Origin of the sequence: Lentibacillus sp. (assembly GCF_035301675.1) — a bacterium.
In the GTDB taxonomy this organism is placed as follows: domain Bacteria; phylum Bacillota; class Bacilli; order Bacillales; family Amphibacillaceae; genus Lentibacillus.
The window spans coordinates 1-16928 of sequence record NZ_DATGTT010000105.1 but is presented as its reverse complement, the minus strand read 5'-3'; the positions used below and the strand labels follow the sequence as shown (position 1 = coordinate 16928).

General features: G+C 42.0%; 15 protein-coding genes. 3 read left to right on the top strand and 12 right to left on the bottom strand.

The annotated features are described in order from the left end of the window. Positions 1–603 (bottom strand): 3'-5' exonuclease (locus tag VK097_RS14690; RefSeq protein ID WP_324212550.1); only part of this gene is annotated, 603 nt, incomplete at its 3' end. 247 nt (positions 604–850) lie between these two features. Continuing rightward, the gene (locus VK097_RS14685) at positions 851–2272 is read right to left on the bottom strand and encodes an MDR family MFS transporter (RefSeq protein ID WP_324212549.1); all 1422 of its coding nucleotides are present in this window, start codon (positions 2270–2272) and stop codon (positions 851–853) included. Between the two features lie 217 nt (positions 2273–2489). Between VK097_RS14685 and VK097_RS14680 the strand changes: the two genes are divergently transcribed. Together VK097_RS14680 and VK097_RS14675 are read left to right on the top strand one after the other, a co-directional pair. Beyond that, on the top strand, positions 2490–2909 hold the full coding sequence (locus VK097_RS14680; protein WP_324212548.1) for a general stress protein: 420 nt from the start codon (positions 2490–2492) through the stop codon (positions 2907–2909). A 318-nt stretch (positions 2910–3227) separates the two neighbouring features. Further along, positions 3228–3998, top strand: a complete 771-nt coding sequence (locus VK097_RS14675) for an NRDE family protein (RefSeq protein ID WP_414672188.1) — start codon at positions 3228–3230, stop codon at positions 3996–3998. Between the two features lie 114 nt (positions 3999–4112). Here the strand turns inward: VK097_RS14675 and nagE are convergent, their stop codons facing one another. The 3 genes from nagE to VK097_RS14660 form a co-directional block, all read right to left on the bottom strand. Then, a complete protein-coding gene (gene nagE / locus VK097_RS14670) occupies positions 4113–5591 on the bottom strand; it encodes an N-acetylglucosamine-specific PTS transporter subunit IIBC (RefSeq protein ID WP_324212546.1) in 1479 nt (492 codons plus the stop codon). A 97-nt stretch (positions 5592–5688) separates the two neighbouring features. Further along, positions 5689–6507: a PRD domain-containing protein gene (locus VK097_RS14665; protein ID WP_324212545.1), complete on the bottom strand. Its 819-nt coding sequence runs from the start codon at positions 6505–6507 to the stop codon at positions 5689–5691. A 27-nt stretch (positions 6508–6534) separates the two neighbouring features. Further along, positions 6535–7029 carry a PTS sugar transporter subunit IIA gene (locus VK097_RS14660; protein ID WP_324212544.1) on the bottom strand — a complete coding sequence of 165 codons (495 nt, stop codon included), beginning with the start codon at positions 7027–7029 and terminating at the stop codon, positions 6535–6537. 333 nt (positions 7030–7362) lie between these two features. Here VK097_RS14660 and VK097_RS14655 point away from each other — a divergent pair, with 333 nt between their 5' ends. Continuing rightward, positions 7363–8328 (top strand): S8 family peptidase, encoded by a 966-nt coding sequence (locus VK097_RS14655; protein ID WP_324212543.1) that lies wholly within the window; start codon positions 7363–7365, stop codon positions 8326–8328. A 105-nt stretch (positions 8329–8433) separates the two neighbouring features. On the opposite strand, the gene VK097_RS14650 is transcribed toward VK097_RS14655, so the two are convergent. The 7 genes from VK097_RS14650 to VK097_RS14620 all read right to left on the bottom strand — a co-directional run bounded on the left by VK097_RS14650 (position 8434) and on the right by VK097_RS14620 (position 16754). After that, positions 8434–9855 carry an SLC13 family permease gene (locus VK097_RS14650; protein WP_324212542.1) on the bottom strand — a complete coding sequence of 474 codons (1422 nt, stop codon included), beginning with the start codon at positions 9853–9855 and terminating at the stop codon, positions 8434–8436. A 252-nt stretch (positions 9856–10107) separates the two neighbouring features. Then, complete coding sequence (locus VK097_RS14645; RefSeq protein ID WP_324212541.1) at positions 10108–11598, bottom strand: tripartite tricarboxylate transporter permease; 1491 nt, start codon at positions 11596–11598, stop codon at positions 10108–10110. Between the two features lie 15 nt (positions 11599–11613). Beyond that, positions 11614–12072 (bottom strand): tripartite tricarboxylate transporter TctB family protein, encoded by a 459-nt coding sequence (locus VK097_RS14640; RefSeq protein ID WP_324212540.1) that lies wholly within the window; start codon positions 12070–12072, stop codon positions 11614–11616. A 74-nt stretch (positions 12073–12146) separates the two neighbouring features. Then, positions 12147–13151: a tripartite tricarboxylate transporter substrate binding protein gene (locus VK097_RS14635; protein WP_324212539.1), complete on the bottom strand. Its 1005-nt coding sequence runs from the start codon at positions 13149–13151 to the stop codon at positions 12147–12149. Positions 13152–13327: 176 nt separating this feature from the next. Further along, a complete protein-coding gene (locus tag VK097_RS14630; protein WP_324212538.1) occupies positions 13328–14359 on the bottom strand; it encodes a threonine aldolase family protein in 1032 nt (343 codons plus the stop codon). A 40-nt stretch (positions 14360–14399) separates the two neighbouring features. Beyond that, positions 14400–15086 carry a response regulator gene (locus VK097_RS14625; RefSeq protein WP_324212537.1) on the bottom strand — a complete coding sequence of 229 codons (687 nt, stop codon included), beginning with the start codon at positions 15084–15086 and terminating at the stop codon, positions 14400–14402. Continuing rightward, positions 15087–16754, bottom strand: a complete 1668-nt coding sequence (locus VK097_RS14620) for a sensor histidine kinase (RefSeq protein WP_324212536.1) — start codon at positions 16752–16754, stop codon at positions 15087–15089. Positions 16755–16928 lie beyond the last annotated feature (174 nt).

The following is a 16928-nucleotide window of genomic DNA, read 5'->3' as shown; positions in this document are numbered from 1 at the left end:
TTTTGTGCTCCGTTTGGCACGTTTTTTCCCTTTCGGCGGACGGTACCCCCGTTCATAGATTCTGCCTTTTGACATACCGCACTTCCTTAGAAATATATCCATCTCTTCCGTATCATATGTCTTTAAAGCCTCGATTAAAATATTCGCAGCGACTCTGGCATCCTCCAGCGCATGGTGGTGTTCAAACTGAATGCCGTGGCGGGAAGCAAGCGTGTTCAACTTATGATTTGGAAGTTCCGGCCATACACTTCTTGAAATATTTGCAGTACATAGGTAATCCATTTCCGGGTATGTAAGATTAAACTGATCCAGCGTGTGCCGGATAACACTCATATCAAAACTGGCATTGTGTGCCACAGCCAGGTGATTCGATAAATAACTGTCTAATGTCGGCCACAGTTCTGCAAACGTCGGGGCATCTGCCACATCGCCTGCCGTAATACCGTGGATTCGGGTGTTAAACGAACTAAAATGGGTTAACGGATTAATCAGACTGTAATACTCATCAACAATCTCAATTCCATCCACAACAGCAATCCCAATCGCACACGGACTGCTGCGCTTTTCATTCGCCGTTTCAAAGTCGATCGACACAAATTGCATCCTTCTTCCCCCATTCCAAATTGTAATACGGAAAAATGATTCGCTTTGTTTCAAGTTTTTTCATATCTGTTGCTTTACTATTAAAGATTTTTCTAAACGGGTGTTGTTTTTGATACAAAACCCTTAAAATGCGGCATTTAAGAGCAGCAAGATTTACAAAGAGAGCCTATAAAACAAACAATCCAACCTATGACAGAAAAAGGAGGCCACGCCAGCCGAACTGACGAAAGCCTTCCTCTATTATATGCTATACAGCATTTCTGTTATGATGCCTTGGATTTTTTACGAAAAAGGCCAGAACGATGCCAATAACTGCAATAACCCCTGCGACAACAAATGACACGTTTGAGCCGTGTACCAAGCCCTGTCTTCCTTCTTCCGGAATAGCAGCATTGGACATAACCGTTACAAGCAATGCCGTACCGACTGCCCCAGCTACCTGGCGCATGGTATTGTTCATCGCCGTGCCATGCGGCATCATCTTGTTCGGTAATTCATTCAAACCGGCTGTCGTGATCGGCATCATGACCATAGCCACCCCAAACATCCGGACAGCATTTACCGTCGCAATATAGGCAAATGTTGTTTCAGTCGTCAATACAGCCAGCATAAACGTTGTCACGGTAACAATCGTCAGACCGATAATCGCCAGGTATTTAGCACCGAACCTATCAAATAATCTGCCAGTTATCGGACTCATTATCCCCATGATGGCTGCACCAGGCATCAGTGCCAGTCCTGATTCTAGCGCACTGAAGCCAAGGTAGTTCTGCATCAGGATAGGTAAAACGGTTGCTGCGCCAATCATAGCGATAAATACAACCATTCCCAGCACTGTCGCCAGGGTAAACATTTTATACTTGAAAATCCGGAATTCCAGAATCGGTTGGGGGAGTCTCAGCTGTCTGAAAATGAAGAACGTCAGCGACACAGCACCTACAACCATGGATATCATCACTTGAGGGCTGCCCCATCCGTTCGCAGCCGAACCGGCGACGCTAAATCCGAACAGCAGACCGCCAAAACCGAATGTCGACAAAATGATGGACGGCACATCCACTTTCGGGAACGTTCGCTCGGTAACATTCCGCAGCAAAAAGTATGCAATGACGACATCGATGACGATGATGGGAAAGACGACATAAAACAAGCTTCTCCAAGGGAAATGCTCAACCAGATAGCCGGATAATGTCGGCCCAATTGCCGGAGCAAAGGCAATGACCAGGCCAAACATGCCCATGGCAGATCCGCGTTTTTCTAATGGATAAACAAGCATCAAGATCGTCTGCATCAGTGGCATGATAATACCTGCGCCGGAAGCCTGGACGATTCTCCCCACCATCAGCAGCGGAAAATTTGGCGCGAAAGCACATATAATGGTCCCTGCCCCAAACAGGCCCATCGCTGTGAGGAACAGCCCCCTGGTGGTGAAACGGTTAATCAGTAAAGCTGTTATCGGTATCATGATCCCATTGACGAGCATGAAAATGGATGTCAGCCATTGAGCCGTACTTTCCCCAAGATTCATATCCGCCATAATTTTCGGAAGCGCGGTGGCCAATAACGTTTGATTTAATATAGCTGAAAATGCCCCTGATATTAATACGAGCATAAGCGTTGTTCGTTTAGCTTGACTTAATGATTGTTGATTTTCCTGATTCTCCGACATCAATAATCCTTCTTTCTATTAGATAAAAAATAGCCCCGCAAAATTAAGGGGGGACTATTTTTTCTTAAGACATATTCATTCAGTCTAGCATAAATCATCCGTTTATGAAATATCATTCTGTAAAGTCTTATTAAATAACTGCTGAATTTTATGTTTCAAATCGACCCCACGCGGGAAGAGAACGCTATACACACTTTTCAGAATGGAGGTGCTGCAATTGGCAGAAGAAGTTTATGGTCCATTTTCATCAGTTGCAGAAGCAGTGAAAACGGTCGACGTAATGGAGTTGGAAGGCTACAGTAATGCAACCATTACCATTTTTTCGCATGGCAAATATGCCGATGAAATTAATGACAAAACGGACGTGAGCATTACAAGCACAGAAACGTCCAAGAACCGTGAAAGTTCATTCATGGACAAAGTCTCCAAAGTGATTTTCAATGGTGTAGAGGAAACAACCAACATCCATGACAAACTGCGCGACAAAGGGCTGACACCTCAACAAGCAACAAAGTATGCTAAAGAAATTAATTCCGGAAAAATCGTTGTTACCGCAAACACGAAATTAAAAATGAACAATGACGCCGCAGATGATTCAGATAATTTCGGGGAACGCGTCAACCACTTACACAATTAAGATATTTATAAGTAAATAGTTAATTAGTGGTAATCGGCACCCCGCCGATTACCTTTATTTATGGAATTCTGCTTTTTTACGTATGACATTCCCAGCCATCTGCTGATATTTTTATTTTTCTGTTGATATTCCCTTTCTTCTGTCGATAATTTTGTTCTTCTGTTGATATCATCCCTCTTCTGTCGATAATTTTGCTCTTCTGTTGATATCATCCCTCTTCTGCCGATATCTACTCCATAGACCGCTCCTTCAGTACAAATCATCTACTTGGAATCGCACTGTCTGCAGGATATAATGAGAGAAAAAGGACTGTTCACCATGTGTCTGATCAATTTTCAATTTCAGAATCACCCGAATTACAAATTAATCATCGCTGCTAACCGAGACGAATTTTATAAACGTCCGACCGCTCCCACTCAGTTCTGGGATGACAATCCTGATATCCTGGCGGGAAGGGACCTGGTTGGAATGGGCACCTGGCTGGGGATTACGAAATATGGCAGGATTGCAGCATTGACCAACTACCGTGATCCGAATGAAGACCAGCACAACAAAAAATCACGCGGACATATTGTTAAGGATTTTCTGGAAAGCAGTATGCCTGCAGCCGATTTTTTCACCAAGCTGCAAAATGAAAAGGATACATATGCCGGATTTAATTTTATTGCCGGAACCCCGGAGCAATTATATTATTACAGCAATATAAAAGATGATATGTCACATATTTCCCAGGGCATCCACGGGTTAAGCAATGAATTTCTCAACTCCCCATGGCCAAAAGTCGTAAAAGGTAAAGAGAGGCTTGCGGCATACCTCAGGCAAAATATGATAATTAAGACTGATCCGCTTTTTGATATTATTTCCGATGTCGAAGAAGCACCGGATGAGCGACTGCCAGACACGGGGGTCGGTCTGGATTTCGAGCGGAAACTGTCTCCCTTATTCATCAAAACCCCAGAATATGGAACCCGCTGCTCGACCGTTCTACTGGTTGATCGGAATAACCGGGTGGCATTCGTTGAGCGGCGGTTTTATAAAGGTGAATTTGATAATGAAAGCCGATTCACCTTCCAATTGAATGAGGCATAGCTCTGTTGTTTCTTAAAAGGTATCAGCAGCTTTCGTTCGTTATCAGCGAACCCCTGCCCACAACAAACGTCAAAAAGCGAACAGCACCACAGCGCTGTTCGCCCTTCCATTTCCTTATTCGTCTTTTTTCCGTATTTTCCGGATTTCATCAGCAACAAACTGCACCTGTGTGCCGACGACAACTTGGATATTATGCTTGCCAACGACATTGACACCTGGTACACCGGTTGCTTTAATTTTATCCTGATCAACTTTATCCATATCTTCTACTTCCAGTCTCAGACGGGATACACAATTATCAACTGTCCGAACGTTTTCGTCACCGCCAAGACCTTGATAAATCTCCTCAGCCATCACAGCTGTTTCATCTTTTTCAGAAGCGAGTGTCCCTTCCTCAACATTGTAGCTCTCATCAACTTCGCCTTCTCCTGGTTCATCTTCTTCCCGTCCTGGTGTATTCAAATTAAGTTTCACAATCAAAAAGCGGAACAAGAAATAGTAAAGAACCGCAAATACCAGGCCCTGCAGAATCAGCATCAGCGGCTGATTGGCAATCGGCACACCCAGACTCAAGGTATAGTCAACCAGACCGGCACTGAAACTAAAACCGGCAGTCCATTCAAACATGGCTGCAACCGCGAGTGACAGCCCTGTCAATGCGGCGTGAACAACATACAGTACAGGTGCGACGAACATGAATGAGAATTCAAGTGCTTCTGTTACACCGGTAAAGAATGACGCGAAGGCGGCTGCCATCAACAGGGATGCAGCCTGCTTCTTACGTTTTGTTTTAGATGTATGATACATCGCCAGAGCAGCTGCCGGCAGACCGAACATCATAATCGGGAAAAAGCCAGCCAAGTAGCGGCCTGTTACACCTTTTTCACCTTCACTGGCCCAGAAGTTTGCGATGTCATCGATTCCCGCAACATCAAACCAGAAAACCGAGTTCAACGCATGATGGAGACCGGTTGGAATGAGCAGCCGGTTGAAGAAGCCGTATATACCTGCCCCAACAGCATCCAGACTAATAATCGCTTCACCAAACGAAACCAACGCATTATAGACAAATGGCCATACGAAGAACAGTACCGCGGATACAACCATCATGGAAGCTGCACTCATAATTGGCACGAGGCGTTTTCCGCTGAAAAAAGCAAGTGCATCCGGTAATCGCACATGACTGAACCGGTTATACATAATCGACGCAACAATACCGGAAAGTATACCGATAAACACGTTTTCAATATTTCCAAAAGCATCATTCACCGCATTTTCCTCGATACCCTGGAGTCCAGCAACTCCGCTGATATTGAGAACAGTGGTCGCAACCAACCAGGACACGAGACCACTTAAGCCGGCCGCACCATCCTGCTCTCTTGACATCCCAATAGCTACACCCACAGCAAAGAGAACGCCAAGATTATCAAGAATTGCCAAGCCGCCACTATTCAGAAACGTCGAAACCGTCCCCGCAGCTGCGCCATCGATCTTCTCAATATATTTACTTACACCAACCAGAATCGCCGCAGCCGGCAATACCGCAACCGGCAGCATCAGAGAGCGGCCGAGATTCTGCAAATATTTCATCATTGTGTTTCCCTCCAAATTGATAATATTTTCGGGAGCCATTTCCTTCATACAGGCAAGATTATTAAACCGTTTTCAAAATAAATCCTAATTCTGCTCATCAGTGTGTTCTTAACCGCTCAATATGAAGTGTAATGTACCCCAGTTCTTCCTCTGGCAAGTGAATGCCGTATGATCTTGATGCTTCTTCCGCCAGCTGCCTGGCGCATTGGTAAGAAACATCGTATTTTTGCTTGATCATTTCAAACATATCTTTATCCATGACATGACTGTTTTGATGCTTTGCCCGTGTTAAGGCAAACTGAAGATGGGTGACCAGCCGTTCATAGGAGATATCTGCCTCATCAATTCTAATGTTCAGATATTCTCTGATTCGCTTCACCATCGTCTGCACCATTGTCGTTTGCCGGACCGTTTCGTGGATATCACCTCCTTGAACTTTCATCGTGTGAACATACAGTGCGATAAATGCCGCTTCGTCCAGAGGCATTTCAATCCCGATTACATTTTTGATGCGTTCGATGGCCCACAATCCGATCTCAAACTCCTGCCGGTACAACACTTTAATCTCACGCAGCAGCGCATTTTTCAGCTGAATGCCGTTTTGTTCACGTTCAATGGCAAACGATATATGGTCGGCCAGCTGTACCCGAATGTGTTCATTCAGCTCAATATTCAGCTGCTCCTCGGCATGCGTGATAATTTCCTCGGACAAGGTAAAATGTTCTTCCGGGATCCGGAGCAGAAGTTGCTGCAGTTTTTCGTTTTCCTTTAAGACGAATAATTTCTCAATCATTCGCGGGTTAATCACGTCATTTTTTTGCCTGTCAAAACCGAGTCCCGAGCCGATCGCTATCTTCTCTTCCCCGTCATCCATCACAATGACAGCATTATTATTCAATATCTTCCTGATCTTCATCAGAAAGCACTCCTTTCACACCAGAGATCATTTATCCGACACGGTAATGATCACGGTTTCGCCTGCCTTGCCTTCTTTTTCATCTGTCATCGTGTATTGTTTTCCGGTTTCCTGTGCGTTTGTAATAACAATTGGTGTCATATCACTTGAAGCATTCTCCCGGATATATGCCAGGTCAAATTCCATCAGTGGCTGACCGATAGACACGTTGTCACCTGTACTGACGGAAGTGGTAAAACCTTTCCCTTCCAGCGAAACTGTCTCAAGCCCGATGTGCACAAGCACCTCGGTGCCATCTTTAGCGCGCAGCCCAATCGCATGCTTCGTCTCCGGAATTTGGACGACTTCCCCGTCAACCGGTGAATAAATTTTTCCTTCTGACGGATTGACAGCAAGGCCATCCCCCATCATCTTTTGACTGAAGACCGGATCAGGCACCTCCTCAAGCTGAACAATTTCCCCATTAACCGGTGTGTAAATCTCCGTATTGGAATCGCTTTTTTTAAATAAATTTTTAAACATGTTGCTGCACTCCCTTTCGATGATTGACTTTCTTCATGCATTAGTATGAAACATTGCCGAATAAAAAAGCATGGCGGTATAAAGGAGAGACGTGTCCCCTTTTAAAATACCACCATGCCTAATCTAGTCAGTAACATGTGTGTTTATTCAGTTAACCCATCTTTATCCTATCATTTCATGCGCCGAAAAACAACACATAATATGCAGTCGTTCAGTACGGGACTTTCAACCGTATTAAAATTGAATCTTTATACCCGTTTTGTATGAAAGACCTTCGGGAATCGCAATATTTAGATTATAATAAATACAACCATTTTTTAGGAGGGAAAAATAATGGCAAAAATGCGTCTGATTCCTTATCAAGTGGAAGAAATTAAAGATACTGCTAAAGAAGTTCCCCAGGGCGTACAGATGATTCAGGCTCCGGATGTATGGGAGCAAGCGGATGAAGGCGGTGGTAATGTCATTGCCATCATTGACACAGGTTGTGACACGAACCATCCTGATTTAGACGGGCAAGTGATTGATGGCAAAAACTTTACGAATGATGGCGATGAAACCGAGTACGGCGATGGCAACGGTCATGGCACTCATGTCGCGGGAACAGCCGCCGCTGTGGGAAAGGAAGAAGGAATCGCGGGTGTTGCGCCAAATGCCAAACTGCTGATTGTCAAAGTGCTTGACGACAATGGAAGCGGAGACTATCAATGGATTATTGACGGCATCAATTATGCAGCTGACTGGAAAGGTCCGAATGGTGAAAAAGTACGCGCGATTTCCATGTCCCTCGGTGGTCCGGAAGATGTCCCGGAATTATATGAAGCAGTTAAACAGGCGATTGATTCTGGCATTCCGGTTGTTTGTGCCGCCGGAAATGAAGGGGACGACCGCCACGATACAGATGAAACCGCCTTTCCGGGTGCTTATAATGAAGTTGTTCAAGTCGGTGCTGTCAATTATGACCGCGAAATCGCTCCATTCAGCAACACGAATGACGAAATTGACATCGTCGCTCCCGGCGTAGATATCCTGTCGACATACAAAGATCAAAAATACGCACGACTTTCCGGTACATCAATGTCGGCACCGCATGTATCCGGTGCACTTGCCTTGGTCACAAGTATCGCCGAGACGCAATTTGGCCGGAAACTGACAGAAGCAGAACTGTATGCGCAGCTAGTCAGGCGCACCGTTCCATTAGGCTATCCAAAATCGGCTGAAGGCAACGGACTTGTGGCACTTAATATTCTGAACCGTTTTGAGCAGTTGTTCCAGACATTCAATACGTTTTTTAAATAATACGATTTGAATTGACAGCGGGATTCTGTTTTGAAGAATGATAGGATCCCGCTGTGTTTTGTAGTGTCGTCACACGAGTTTATGCTGCTGCTTTCATAAAAGTCACTACCATAAATAAATAGCAGCCAATAAACCACTTATCATTATCGTAATCAGTAAAACAGTCCCCAGTATAAATTGATCTTTCAACGTGAGAACGCCGGACTGGTAAGCAATGATAGTTGTATTGGAATAAATCGGTAATATCATTAAGCTTCCAATGATAAGTATCGTTAACAATGAAACACTTAAAATGGGCAGTCCCAAAGAATTTCCAAAAGAAACTGCCAGTGGTAATATGACCGCAATCGCACCTGTTGGACTTGTGAAAAACATCCTTAAAAGCAAAATCATTAGCATTAGCAAAAACAGGGATATGACATCGGAATATGCAGGTGAAATCCAACCGAATAATATGTTGGCAAGCCAATCTGCCGTACCTGTTTGTTGTACTATATTTGACAGAGATAATGCCGAACCAATGAAAATAAACGTCTCCCATTCAAAGTTTCGAAAATCCAGATCCGAGAACAATCGAATTCCCGGCAGAGACAATATGATCAATACAAGAATTGGAGGAAGAATGGTCGGCATACTCGTGCTACTGCCCAATAACCAGGCAGCTATCATCAAGATAATTAAAATGAATACAATATGCATTTTCCTTTTATCATAGGTATTATCCGATGATCGATTGCTTTTAGGCTCTGATATTTTTTTGTTACGTGAAGACTCACCCAAATCATCCCAAACGCGAAAATAAAAAAATGCAAAAATGACAATAATAACCGCCGCGGCATAAATAGGCGGCATCATGTATAAAAACCAGGAGATCCATGTCATGGAATAACCTGCTTCATCCAATAATTCCGATGCAAGTATCGGGTAACCGCCTCCTGTCAGAACAATCATGGTCAAAAATTGATTAACTCCACTGAATAACCAATTACAAAATTGTTTAAACGCACTTTGTTCCGGCAATTCATAAAAATTATTCACAGAATCAATTAAAGGATGAAACATCCGAAAACGGGCTACTGCAGATGGCATCAAGATAGGTAATACCATGGCCGCAATAACAAATCCCAGCAACACTCTTATAATATTTCCTGATGATAGACGCAGAATAAAAACGGCAATCATTTTGTCCAATCCGACTTTTACCATCACCTTGCTAATCATTGAAACAATTAGAACAAAATACAGTGCTGATGCTACAAATCCGGAAATTGCTGATGAAAAAGAATCTGCAAGGTTGAAAATCATAATTACAGCTATGATAAATAATGAGCTGATACCCAGTGGAAGAAATTTTGTTGACCATAGAAAAATAGATATGACCAACAGCAGAAGTGTTTTCCACTGTTGATCATTTAAGCTGGAGACTGGTGAAGATAAAAACAAACCAGTTACGAATAAGGAGACGACGATGAAAAATTGCAGCCACCTTGTATTAAGAAACCTCTGACCCGTAATCTGTCCAATCACATCCAATCCACCCTTCAACAAGCAACAAAAACCAATTCCTGATTACTCATCAGCCTCCGGAAAAATTCACTGTTTTTATAGTTTAAGAGGTTGTTCAAAAAGTCCTGTAAAAATGACACATCGAATTTTGTCGTTGGCTTGTTTCTCCGCGGCTCATGATCTAAAAGCATACATCCCGCTGCTCGAAACTGCGCCTCCTCGAACTTCTCGGTCCTTGTTACCCTCCTTTTTGAACACGCACTTTAATAAGTTTTAATTTGCCTTCTTTTCTTTTCTGTTTCTGAAAAACGGGAAGGCGAAAGATAGAATCGAAACGGCAAAAAGCCCTATCGCAATCGGACTTTCCAAAAATATCATGAAGTTACCATTTGAGATTGTTAACGCCTGCCGTAAAGACTGCTCCATCATTCCACCCAGTACAAATGCAAGTATGAATGGAGGTGCAGGAAATGAATAAATACGGAAAAGATATCCGATCACACCAAAAATGAGCAGTAGGTATAAATCAAAAACATTAAAGCTTATCGAATAAACACCAATGATACAAAACATCACAACCAATGATATTAATAACGGACGCGGAATCTTTAATATTTTTGCGATATAAGGAATTAACGGGAGATTTAAAACCAGAAGAAACAGATTTCCTATATACATACTGGCAACTACACCCCAAAACACATCAGGATGGTCTTGAAATAACAGTGGTCCCGGATTTATCCCTAACACAAGGAGTGCCCCCAGCATAACAGCTGTTGTCCCTGACCCGGGGATACCTAAACTCAATAATGGCACAAATGCTCCACTCGTAGCAGCATTATTGGATGTCTCCGGTGCAACAAGCCCTTTAATCGCACCTTTACCGAATTCATCCGGTTTTTTTGCAAACCTCTTTTCCGTGATATAGCTGATAAATGATGCAACCGTTGCACCTGCACCAGGAAGCACGCCCATTATAAATCCTAGAGGAGAATGCCTTAATAAAGGACCTCGCATTTCTTTGAAGTCTTTTTTAGTTAATTTAAGGCTCCCGATATTCTGTGTTTTTGATAAGCTATCGTCATTACGATTTTTGACCAAAAAAGCAACTTCAGCAATGGCAAAAAGCCCTAAAGCAACAACCAGAAAATCGATACCTTCCAATAAATTTGCGTTCCCAAACGTAAAACGCGGCGTGCCAGTCTGTGCATCAATACCTATTGTAACAGCCATGAGTCCCAACACACCTGAAATCAATGCCTTAATAGCCGATCCTTCTGAGAGACTCGATATGGCCGCCAATCCCATAAACATGAGCGCAAAGTATTCCACCGGTCCAAACGAAACCGCAACAGAAGCCAAGGCCGGTGCAAACAGCATTAATAATACAACACTGACTGTGCCACCCGTAAAAGATGAGATGGCCGCGATGGCTAGTGCTTGTCCGGCTTTTCCCTGCTGAGCCATTGGATAGCCATCAAATGCTGTGGCAACTGTACCGGAAATACCCGGTGCATTTAATAGGATCGAGGCTGTGGATCCCCCGAAAACAGCGCCATAGTATACCCCCGCCATCAGCACCATTGCTAAAGTTGGGTCCATACCGTAAATCATTGGTATCATGATTGCAATAGCCGTAATCGGGCCTAAGCCTGGCAACATGCCAATTAATGTCCCCGCCGCTACTCCAATTAAGACAAACATTATTCCTTCTAAACTGAAAGCAATTTGAAATCCTTGCAACAAACCTTGCATTGCATTCATGTTTTCATCTCTCCTTTAAAATGGCAGAATCCCGCCAGGCAAAGTAATTTGCAGCAGATAGTTAAAAATGTAGTATAAGATTACGGGAAATAAGATTGAAACGGCTGCATTCACTTTAAAGTTCTTATAACCAAGAAACCAGGAGCAAAAGAAAACAAATAATACCGTAACAATAACAAACCCTAAGACTTCCAACATAAAAATGTATAACAACACCATTGCCGTTACCGTCAGCAGCACAAGCAGCTCCGATTTTGATGTGGCATTTTCTTGTTTGTCTTCTTCTGATTCATTCTTTCCACTGAAAAATAAGCCAATCGCTAAAATAATCAGTAAATACCCTAGTGCTTTTGGCATCAAATCTGAGTCGACCGGCACAAATGGATAAGGAGGCAGCTGATAGCTTAATATCAGGTAGCCAACAGCCAGTGCAATTAAGACAAGACTTATTTTTCGATCAGAGGATTTTAGCATGCTTTCTCCACCACACTTTCACCTTTAAATGATTGGAGCCAATGTCATTTCACATTGGCTCCCTAAGCAGCTATTTATTGAGCTAAACCAAGTTCCTCCATTAACCCTTTTAACTCTTTCGTTTGCTCTGCTAAGAATTCCTTATATTCTTCATGGCCAATGAATTTTTTGGACCATCCATATTTACTTCTGATATCAGCAAACGCTTCTGATTCACTGACTTCTTTAAATTTCTCTTCATAATACTTGATGGCACTTTCATCCATGTTTGGCGGACCGAAGAATCCTCTCCAATTTACGAATGTGGCGTCAATCCCCTGTTCTTTAGCTGTAGGGAATGTGGACAGAACTTCCCCTTCCAGTCGTTCAGGTGATGTAACACCGAGCACTTTAATTTTATCGGCTTTAACCTGTTCAACTGTTTCAGCAACACCAGTGGAATAGACGTCAACACTTCCATTAAGCAGATCAGTCAAAGCTCCACCCTCCTGGTTGGACACGTATTTAATTTTTGTGACATCCACGCCAGCTTCTTTGGCAATTTTCACAAACTGCATATGGTCCATACTGCCTGGTGAAGAAGCTCCAACAACTGTGATCTTGGAAGGATCTTCTTTCATATCTTCAAAAAGTTCATTCAAATCATCCCATTTTGCATCTTTCCTGACTGCGAAAGCAGCGTAATCAGCAATCATATTTGCAATCGGTGTGAAATCTTCGTATGTTAACTCCGTTTGGCCATTAAGCGGCACAAAGATTAGTGGTGGAGATGACACAAACAGGTTGTAGGGACTTCCTTCCTTACTATTGATGTACGACCAGCCAACTGAGCCTCCTCCACCCTCTTTATTGACAACACCGATGTCCTGATCGATAATACCTTCTTCATCTAATATTTGAGCAACGGACCTGGCAGTTGTATCCCAGCCGCCGCCAGCCCCGGCAGGTGCTACAATTTCAATTGATTCTTCCGGGGTGAACTCCCCTTCCCCTTCGCTTGAGGCTTGTTCTTGATCATTACATGCCACGGCAACAATCATAACAAGTACCAATAAAGACAAGAATATAAGTTTTCTCATGATAACCCTCCCAAAATATTTTATTAATCCCCTTCGTAAAAACGAAATAACACAATATTTCATTGTGTTTAAATAATCTTACAATACAAATATTTATCTGCAAACGTTTTCAAAATAACTTCTATAAAAACCATAAACCGTTTTTTGTTCATTTTGTTTACAGAAACAAATACATCCTATCTGAAAAACTCATTTATAAGAGAAGCAGCTTGATAAATATCTTCTTTTTCAATATCCCTATAAATTGTAAAGCGAAGCAGATTTTCTGAGGTTGCTTTAACCAACAACCCATTCTTCATTAATTTTTTTTGAACATATTCAGCAGTTAAACCACTTGGAGAAACATCAATCATTACAATATTTGTTTGGACCGCTTTCATATTCAGATTAAAATTGGTGTTATGTAAAATCAAACGAGAAAGTAATAAGGCGTTTTCATTATCCTTTTGCAGTGATTCCAGCTCTTTCAATGCTTCTATACCTGCCGCTGCAATAACTCCTGCCTGCCGCATTCCGCCCCCAATTAATTTTCGTACTTTCCGGGCTTTACTGATGAAATCTTTCGTTCCGCATAGCACAGAGCCCACTGGTGCACCTAATCCTTTCGAAAGACAAAATTGGACTGTATTCGCTTGTTCAACCAACTTTTTAACATCAACTTTTAAGTGAGCAGCAGCATTGAAAATACGGGCACCATCTAAATGTACAGGAATATCATGTTCGTCCGCTTTTTGGCATAATTCATTCGTGTCCTCAACGGAAAGGCAAGTGCCACCTTTATTTCCAAATGTATTTTCCAGACATAGCAATTTTACACTTCTGTTTAAAAGCACAGCAGTCAAGCTCTCGGCTATTGGCTTCCCCATATCATCTGAATCGTATAAAATCGCTTGACGTCCAAAATATTCTTCCATAAAAATAGCTTCTTCACTTTGATAAATATGACTGAATGGATCAATTCCAATCGCATCCCCTCTTTTGCAATATGACAGAAGCGCGACAATATTAGCCATCGTGCCACTGTTGCAAAAAAGGGCATCCTCTTTGCCTGTAATTTCTGCCGCCGTTTTTTCAAGTTTGTTGACTGTTGGGTCCTCTCCTTTCCCGTCAGTGCTAAGACGTCCGTCATCACCCAGTTTCGCCTCACTTATCGCATCTATCGTTCGCTGTGTAGGTTGTGTAAGGGTATCACTTCTTAAATCAATCATATGACTAACCTCCTCTAACAGTCATTCGTCCCCCGTCAATTCAGTTGTGCGATTTATAGATTCGCTCAGGCCGGCCTACTATACCGTATTCAAGCTCTGCATTCACTTCTCCAGTTGACGTTAAGTACTCCAGATATCTTCGGGCGGTAGTTCTTGATGCGCCCATTTCCTCACCTATTTCTTCAGCTGTTACGCCCTGATTTTGATGACTGATAACCTTTTTTACTTTTTCAAGTGTAAGAGGATCAATCCCTTTAGGCAGCAGTTCCTGATTCGAGGCCTGCTTTGAATTATGCGAGTTGGACATAAGAATCTGATCAACTTCCTCCTGACTGACTTCAGGTTTAGAATCCAATAAATTTCGTTTATGTTTGTATTTTTCTATCGTCTCCATAAAACGTTCCATTTTTAACGGCTTTATAATATAATCGATTACCCCATAGCCCAATGAGTTTTTTACCATTTCAATATCAGTTGCAGCTGTAATAACAATTATATCAAGTGCCGGGTAATTCTTTCTGAGTTCCGGCAATAAGTCGATGCCGAGTATATCGGGCATATAAATATCCAGCAGCAGCAGATTAACCTCATTTTCTTTTAAAAAATCAAGTGTTTCTTTACCATTCATAACTTTACCGACGATTTGCAAACCATCTATCTTTGACAGGAACTGTTCGTGAATACCTGCAACGCGGAAATCATCTTCAGCAATGGCAACTTTGATCAATTAAGATCCCCCTTTCAATTCCAATTGTTTAGGTATAAAAACTGTAACAATTGCTCCTTTGGATTTATGGTTCTTTATCTCTAAGGAACCACCTAAACTATTGACTGTATCTTGTAAAATCGTCAATCCGTACCCGCGATTTCCACTTTGTTTGGTTGAAAATCCCTTTTTAAATAAATGCTTACTTTCATCAATACCTTCACCGCTATCGGCAACTTCAAAAATAATATCATTACCCATATCCGTTGCAAATAACGTCACTTCTTTTTCCTCAGTTGATTCAACGGCTTCAAATGCATTATCAATAATATTCCCTAAAATAGCTATTAAACTTGAGATATCAATATGATCAGGCAGGGTGTTCAGCGAACTGTTTTCATCAATTGAAAAGCTGATTTTATTCTCAGAAGCTTTTCCTATTTTACCTAACAAAATTGCCTGGACTTTACTATCTTCAATTTGATCAAATAAAATATGGTTTTGCGTATTATTTATTTTCAATTCGGTTTGAATCATATCAACCGCCTCCTGGTATTGGCCAAGCTGTATCAAACCGGATAACACATAAAGCCTATTGGTGTATTCGTGTGTTTGTGCTCTTAAATCTTCAGAGTACTGCCGAACCTCAGAAATTGTTTCAACCATTTCCTTTATTTCTGTTTTATCCCTAAAGCTTGCAACTGCACCAATAACCTGACCATTTTCCTTTATGACTTCCCTGTTAACAATGACCCAGCGATCATTAAGGTACATCTCCTGATTTTGTTCATTTTTCCCGGATTCCAATACACGGTACATCAATGTATTGGGAAGAATTGTTTCGATCGGTTTGTGAAGGTAGTTATTGTACACCCCTAACATATCGCTGGCAGTTTCATTCATCATGGTAATCAATCCATTTTGATCAATGGCAATTACTCCTTCTTTAATCGAATGCAATATAGCACTTCGTTCGCGATAAAGATTAGCAATTTCAAACGGCTCCAGCCCCAGCGTATCCTTCCTGATGTTCTTTGTTAGCATAATACCGCCAATTGCACCTAAGAATAATACGATCAAGGAAATTTTACTAATATCCCATATTTTTTGGTAAATCTCAGTATGGATATCTTCCAGTAAATATCCTACCGAAACAACCCCCATGATATTGCCATGATTGTCAAAAATAGGGGAGTTCCCATTCAATGCGGGTCCTAGGGCACTTTCTGACTGAGATGTATAATACTGCCCGAAAATCAAAGCCCTGTAATTGTCATTACCAGACATTGGCTTTCCAAGCAATGAAGAGTCAGGGTGAGAATAGCGTATTCCCTCTGCATTTGCGATGACCACATATTCAGCACCAACCTGAAGTCTGACGTTTTCCGCAATTGATTGCAGTGAACTTGATGGATTCGAATCTTTAAATGCCTCTTTGACCGAAGGCATAAAGGACACAGTCTTTGATACCTGCAACGCCCAACTGCTCGTGCTTTCTTCAGTTTGCTTTTTCTCAAGTACTATATAGGTACCAGATAATAATATAATTACAACTAGAATCAACGAGATAATAAGGGTGAGTATTTTCGTCTGAAGTGAAACATTCCTAAGTCTGGTCATGTCAGAATTCTCCTTAGAGGACTTCCAAAAATTAATGCTTGATATAATTATATAAAGATGAGTCTTCAAAAGCCAAGACGGACACTTTAATTTCATTCCAAACGATAAATCAAAAACCGATCATACGAGTCACCCTGAAAAATATCTGACATGTCAATTTCCTCTTTTAATTCAAAAGGAGTATCATTTTCCAGATAGTCAATATAATCGTCTGATGCATAATAAACAATCAGTTCGATATCG

Excerpts from the sequence above, each read along its gene's own strand:
- VK097_RS14685 (WP_324212549.1), bottom strand. The coding sequence starts at position 2,272 with ATGTCGGAGAATCAGGAAAATCAACAATCATTAAGTCAAGCTAAACGA.
- VK097_RS14675 (WP_414672188.1), top strand. The coding sequence starts at position 3,228 with ATGTGTCTGATCAATTTTCAATTTCAGAATCACCCGAATTACAAATTA.
- nagE (WP_324212546.1), bottom strand. The coding sequence starts at position 5,591 with ATGATGAAATATTTGCAGAATCTCGGCCGCTCTCTGATGCTGCCGGTT.
- VK097_RS14665 (WP_324212545.1), bottom strand. The coding sequence starts at position 6,507 with ATGAAGATCAGGAAGATATTGAATAATAATGCTGTCATTGTGATGGAT.
- VK097_RS14660 (WP_324212544.1), bottom strand. The coding sequence starts at position 7,029 with ATGTTTAAAAATTTATTTAAAAAAAGCGATTCCAATACGGAGATTTAC.
- VK097_RS14655 (WP_324212543.1), top strand. The coding sequence starts at position 7,363 with ATGGCAAAAATGCGTCTGATTCCTTATCAAGTGGAAGAAATTAAAGAT.
- VK097_RS14645 (WP_324212541.1), bottom strand. The coding sequence starts at position 11,598 with ATGAATGCAATGCAAGGTTTGTTGCAAGGATTTCAAATTGCTTTCAGT.
- VK097_RS14640 (WP_324212540.1), bottom strand. The coding sequence starts at position 12,072 with ATGCTAAAATCCTCTGATCGAAAAATAAGTCTTGTCTTAATTGCACTG.
- VK097_RS14635 (WP_324212539.1), bottom strand. The coding sequence starts at position 13,151 with ATGAGAAAACTTATATTCTTGTCTTTATTGGTACTTGTTATGATTGTT.
- VK097_RS14630 (WP_324212538.1), bottom strand. The coding sequence starts at position 14,359 with ATGATTGATTTAAGAAGTGATACCCTTACACAACCTACACAGCGAACG.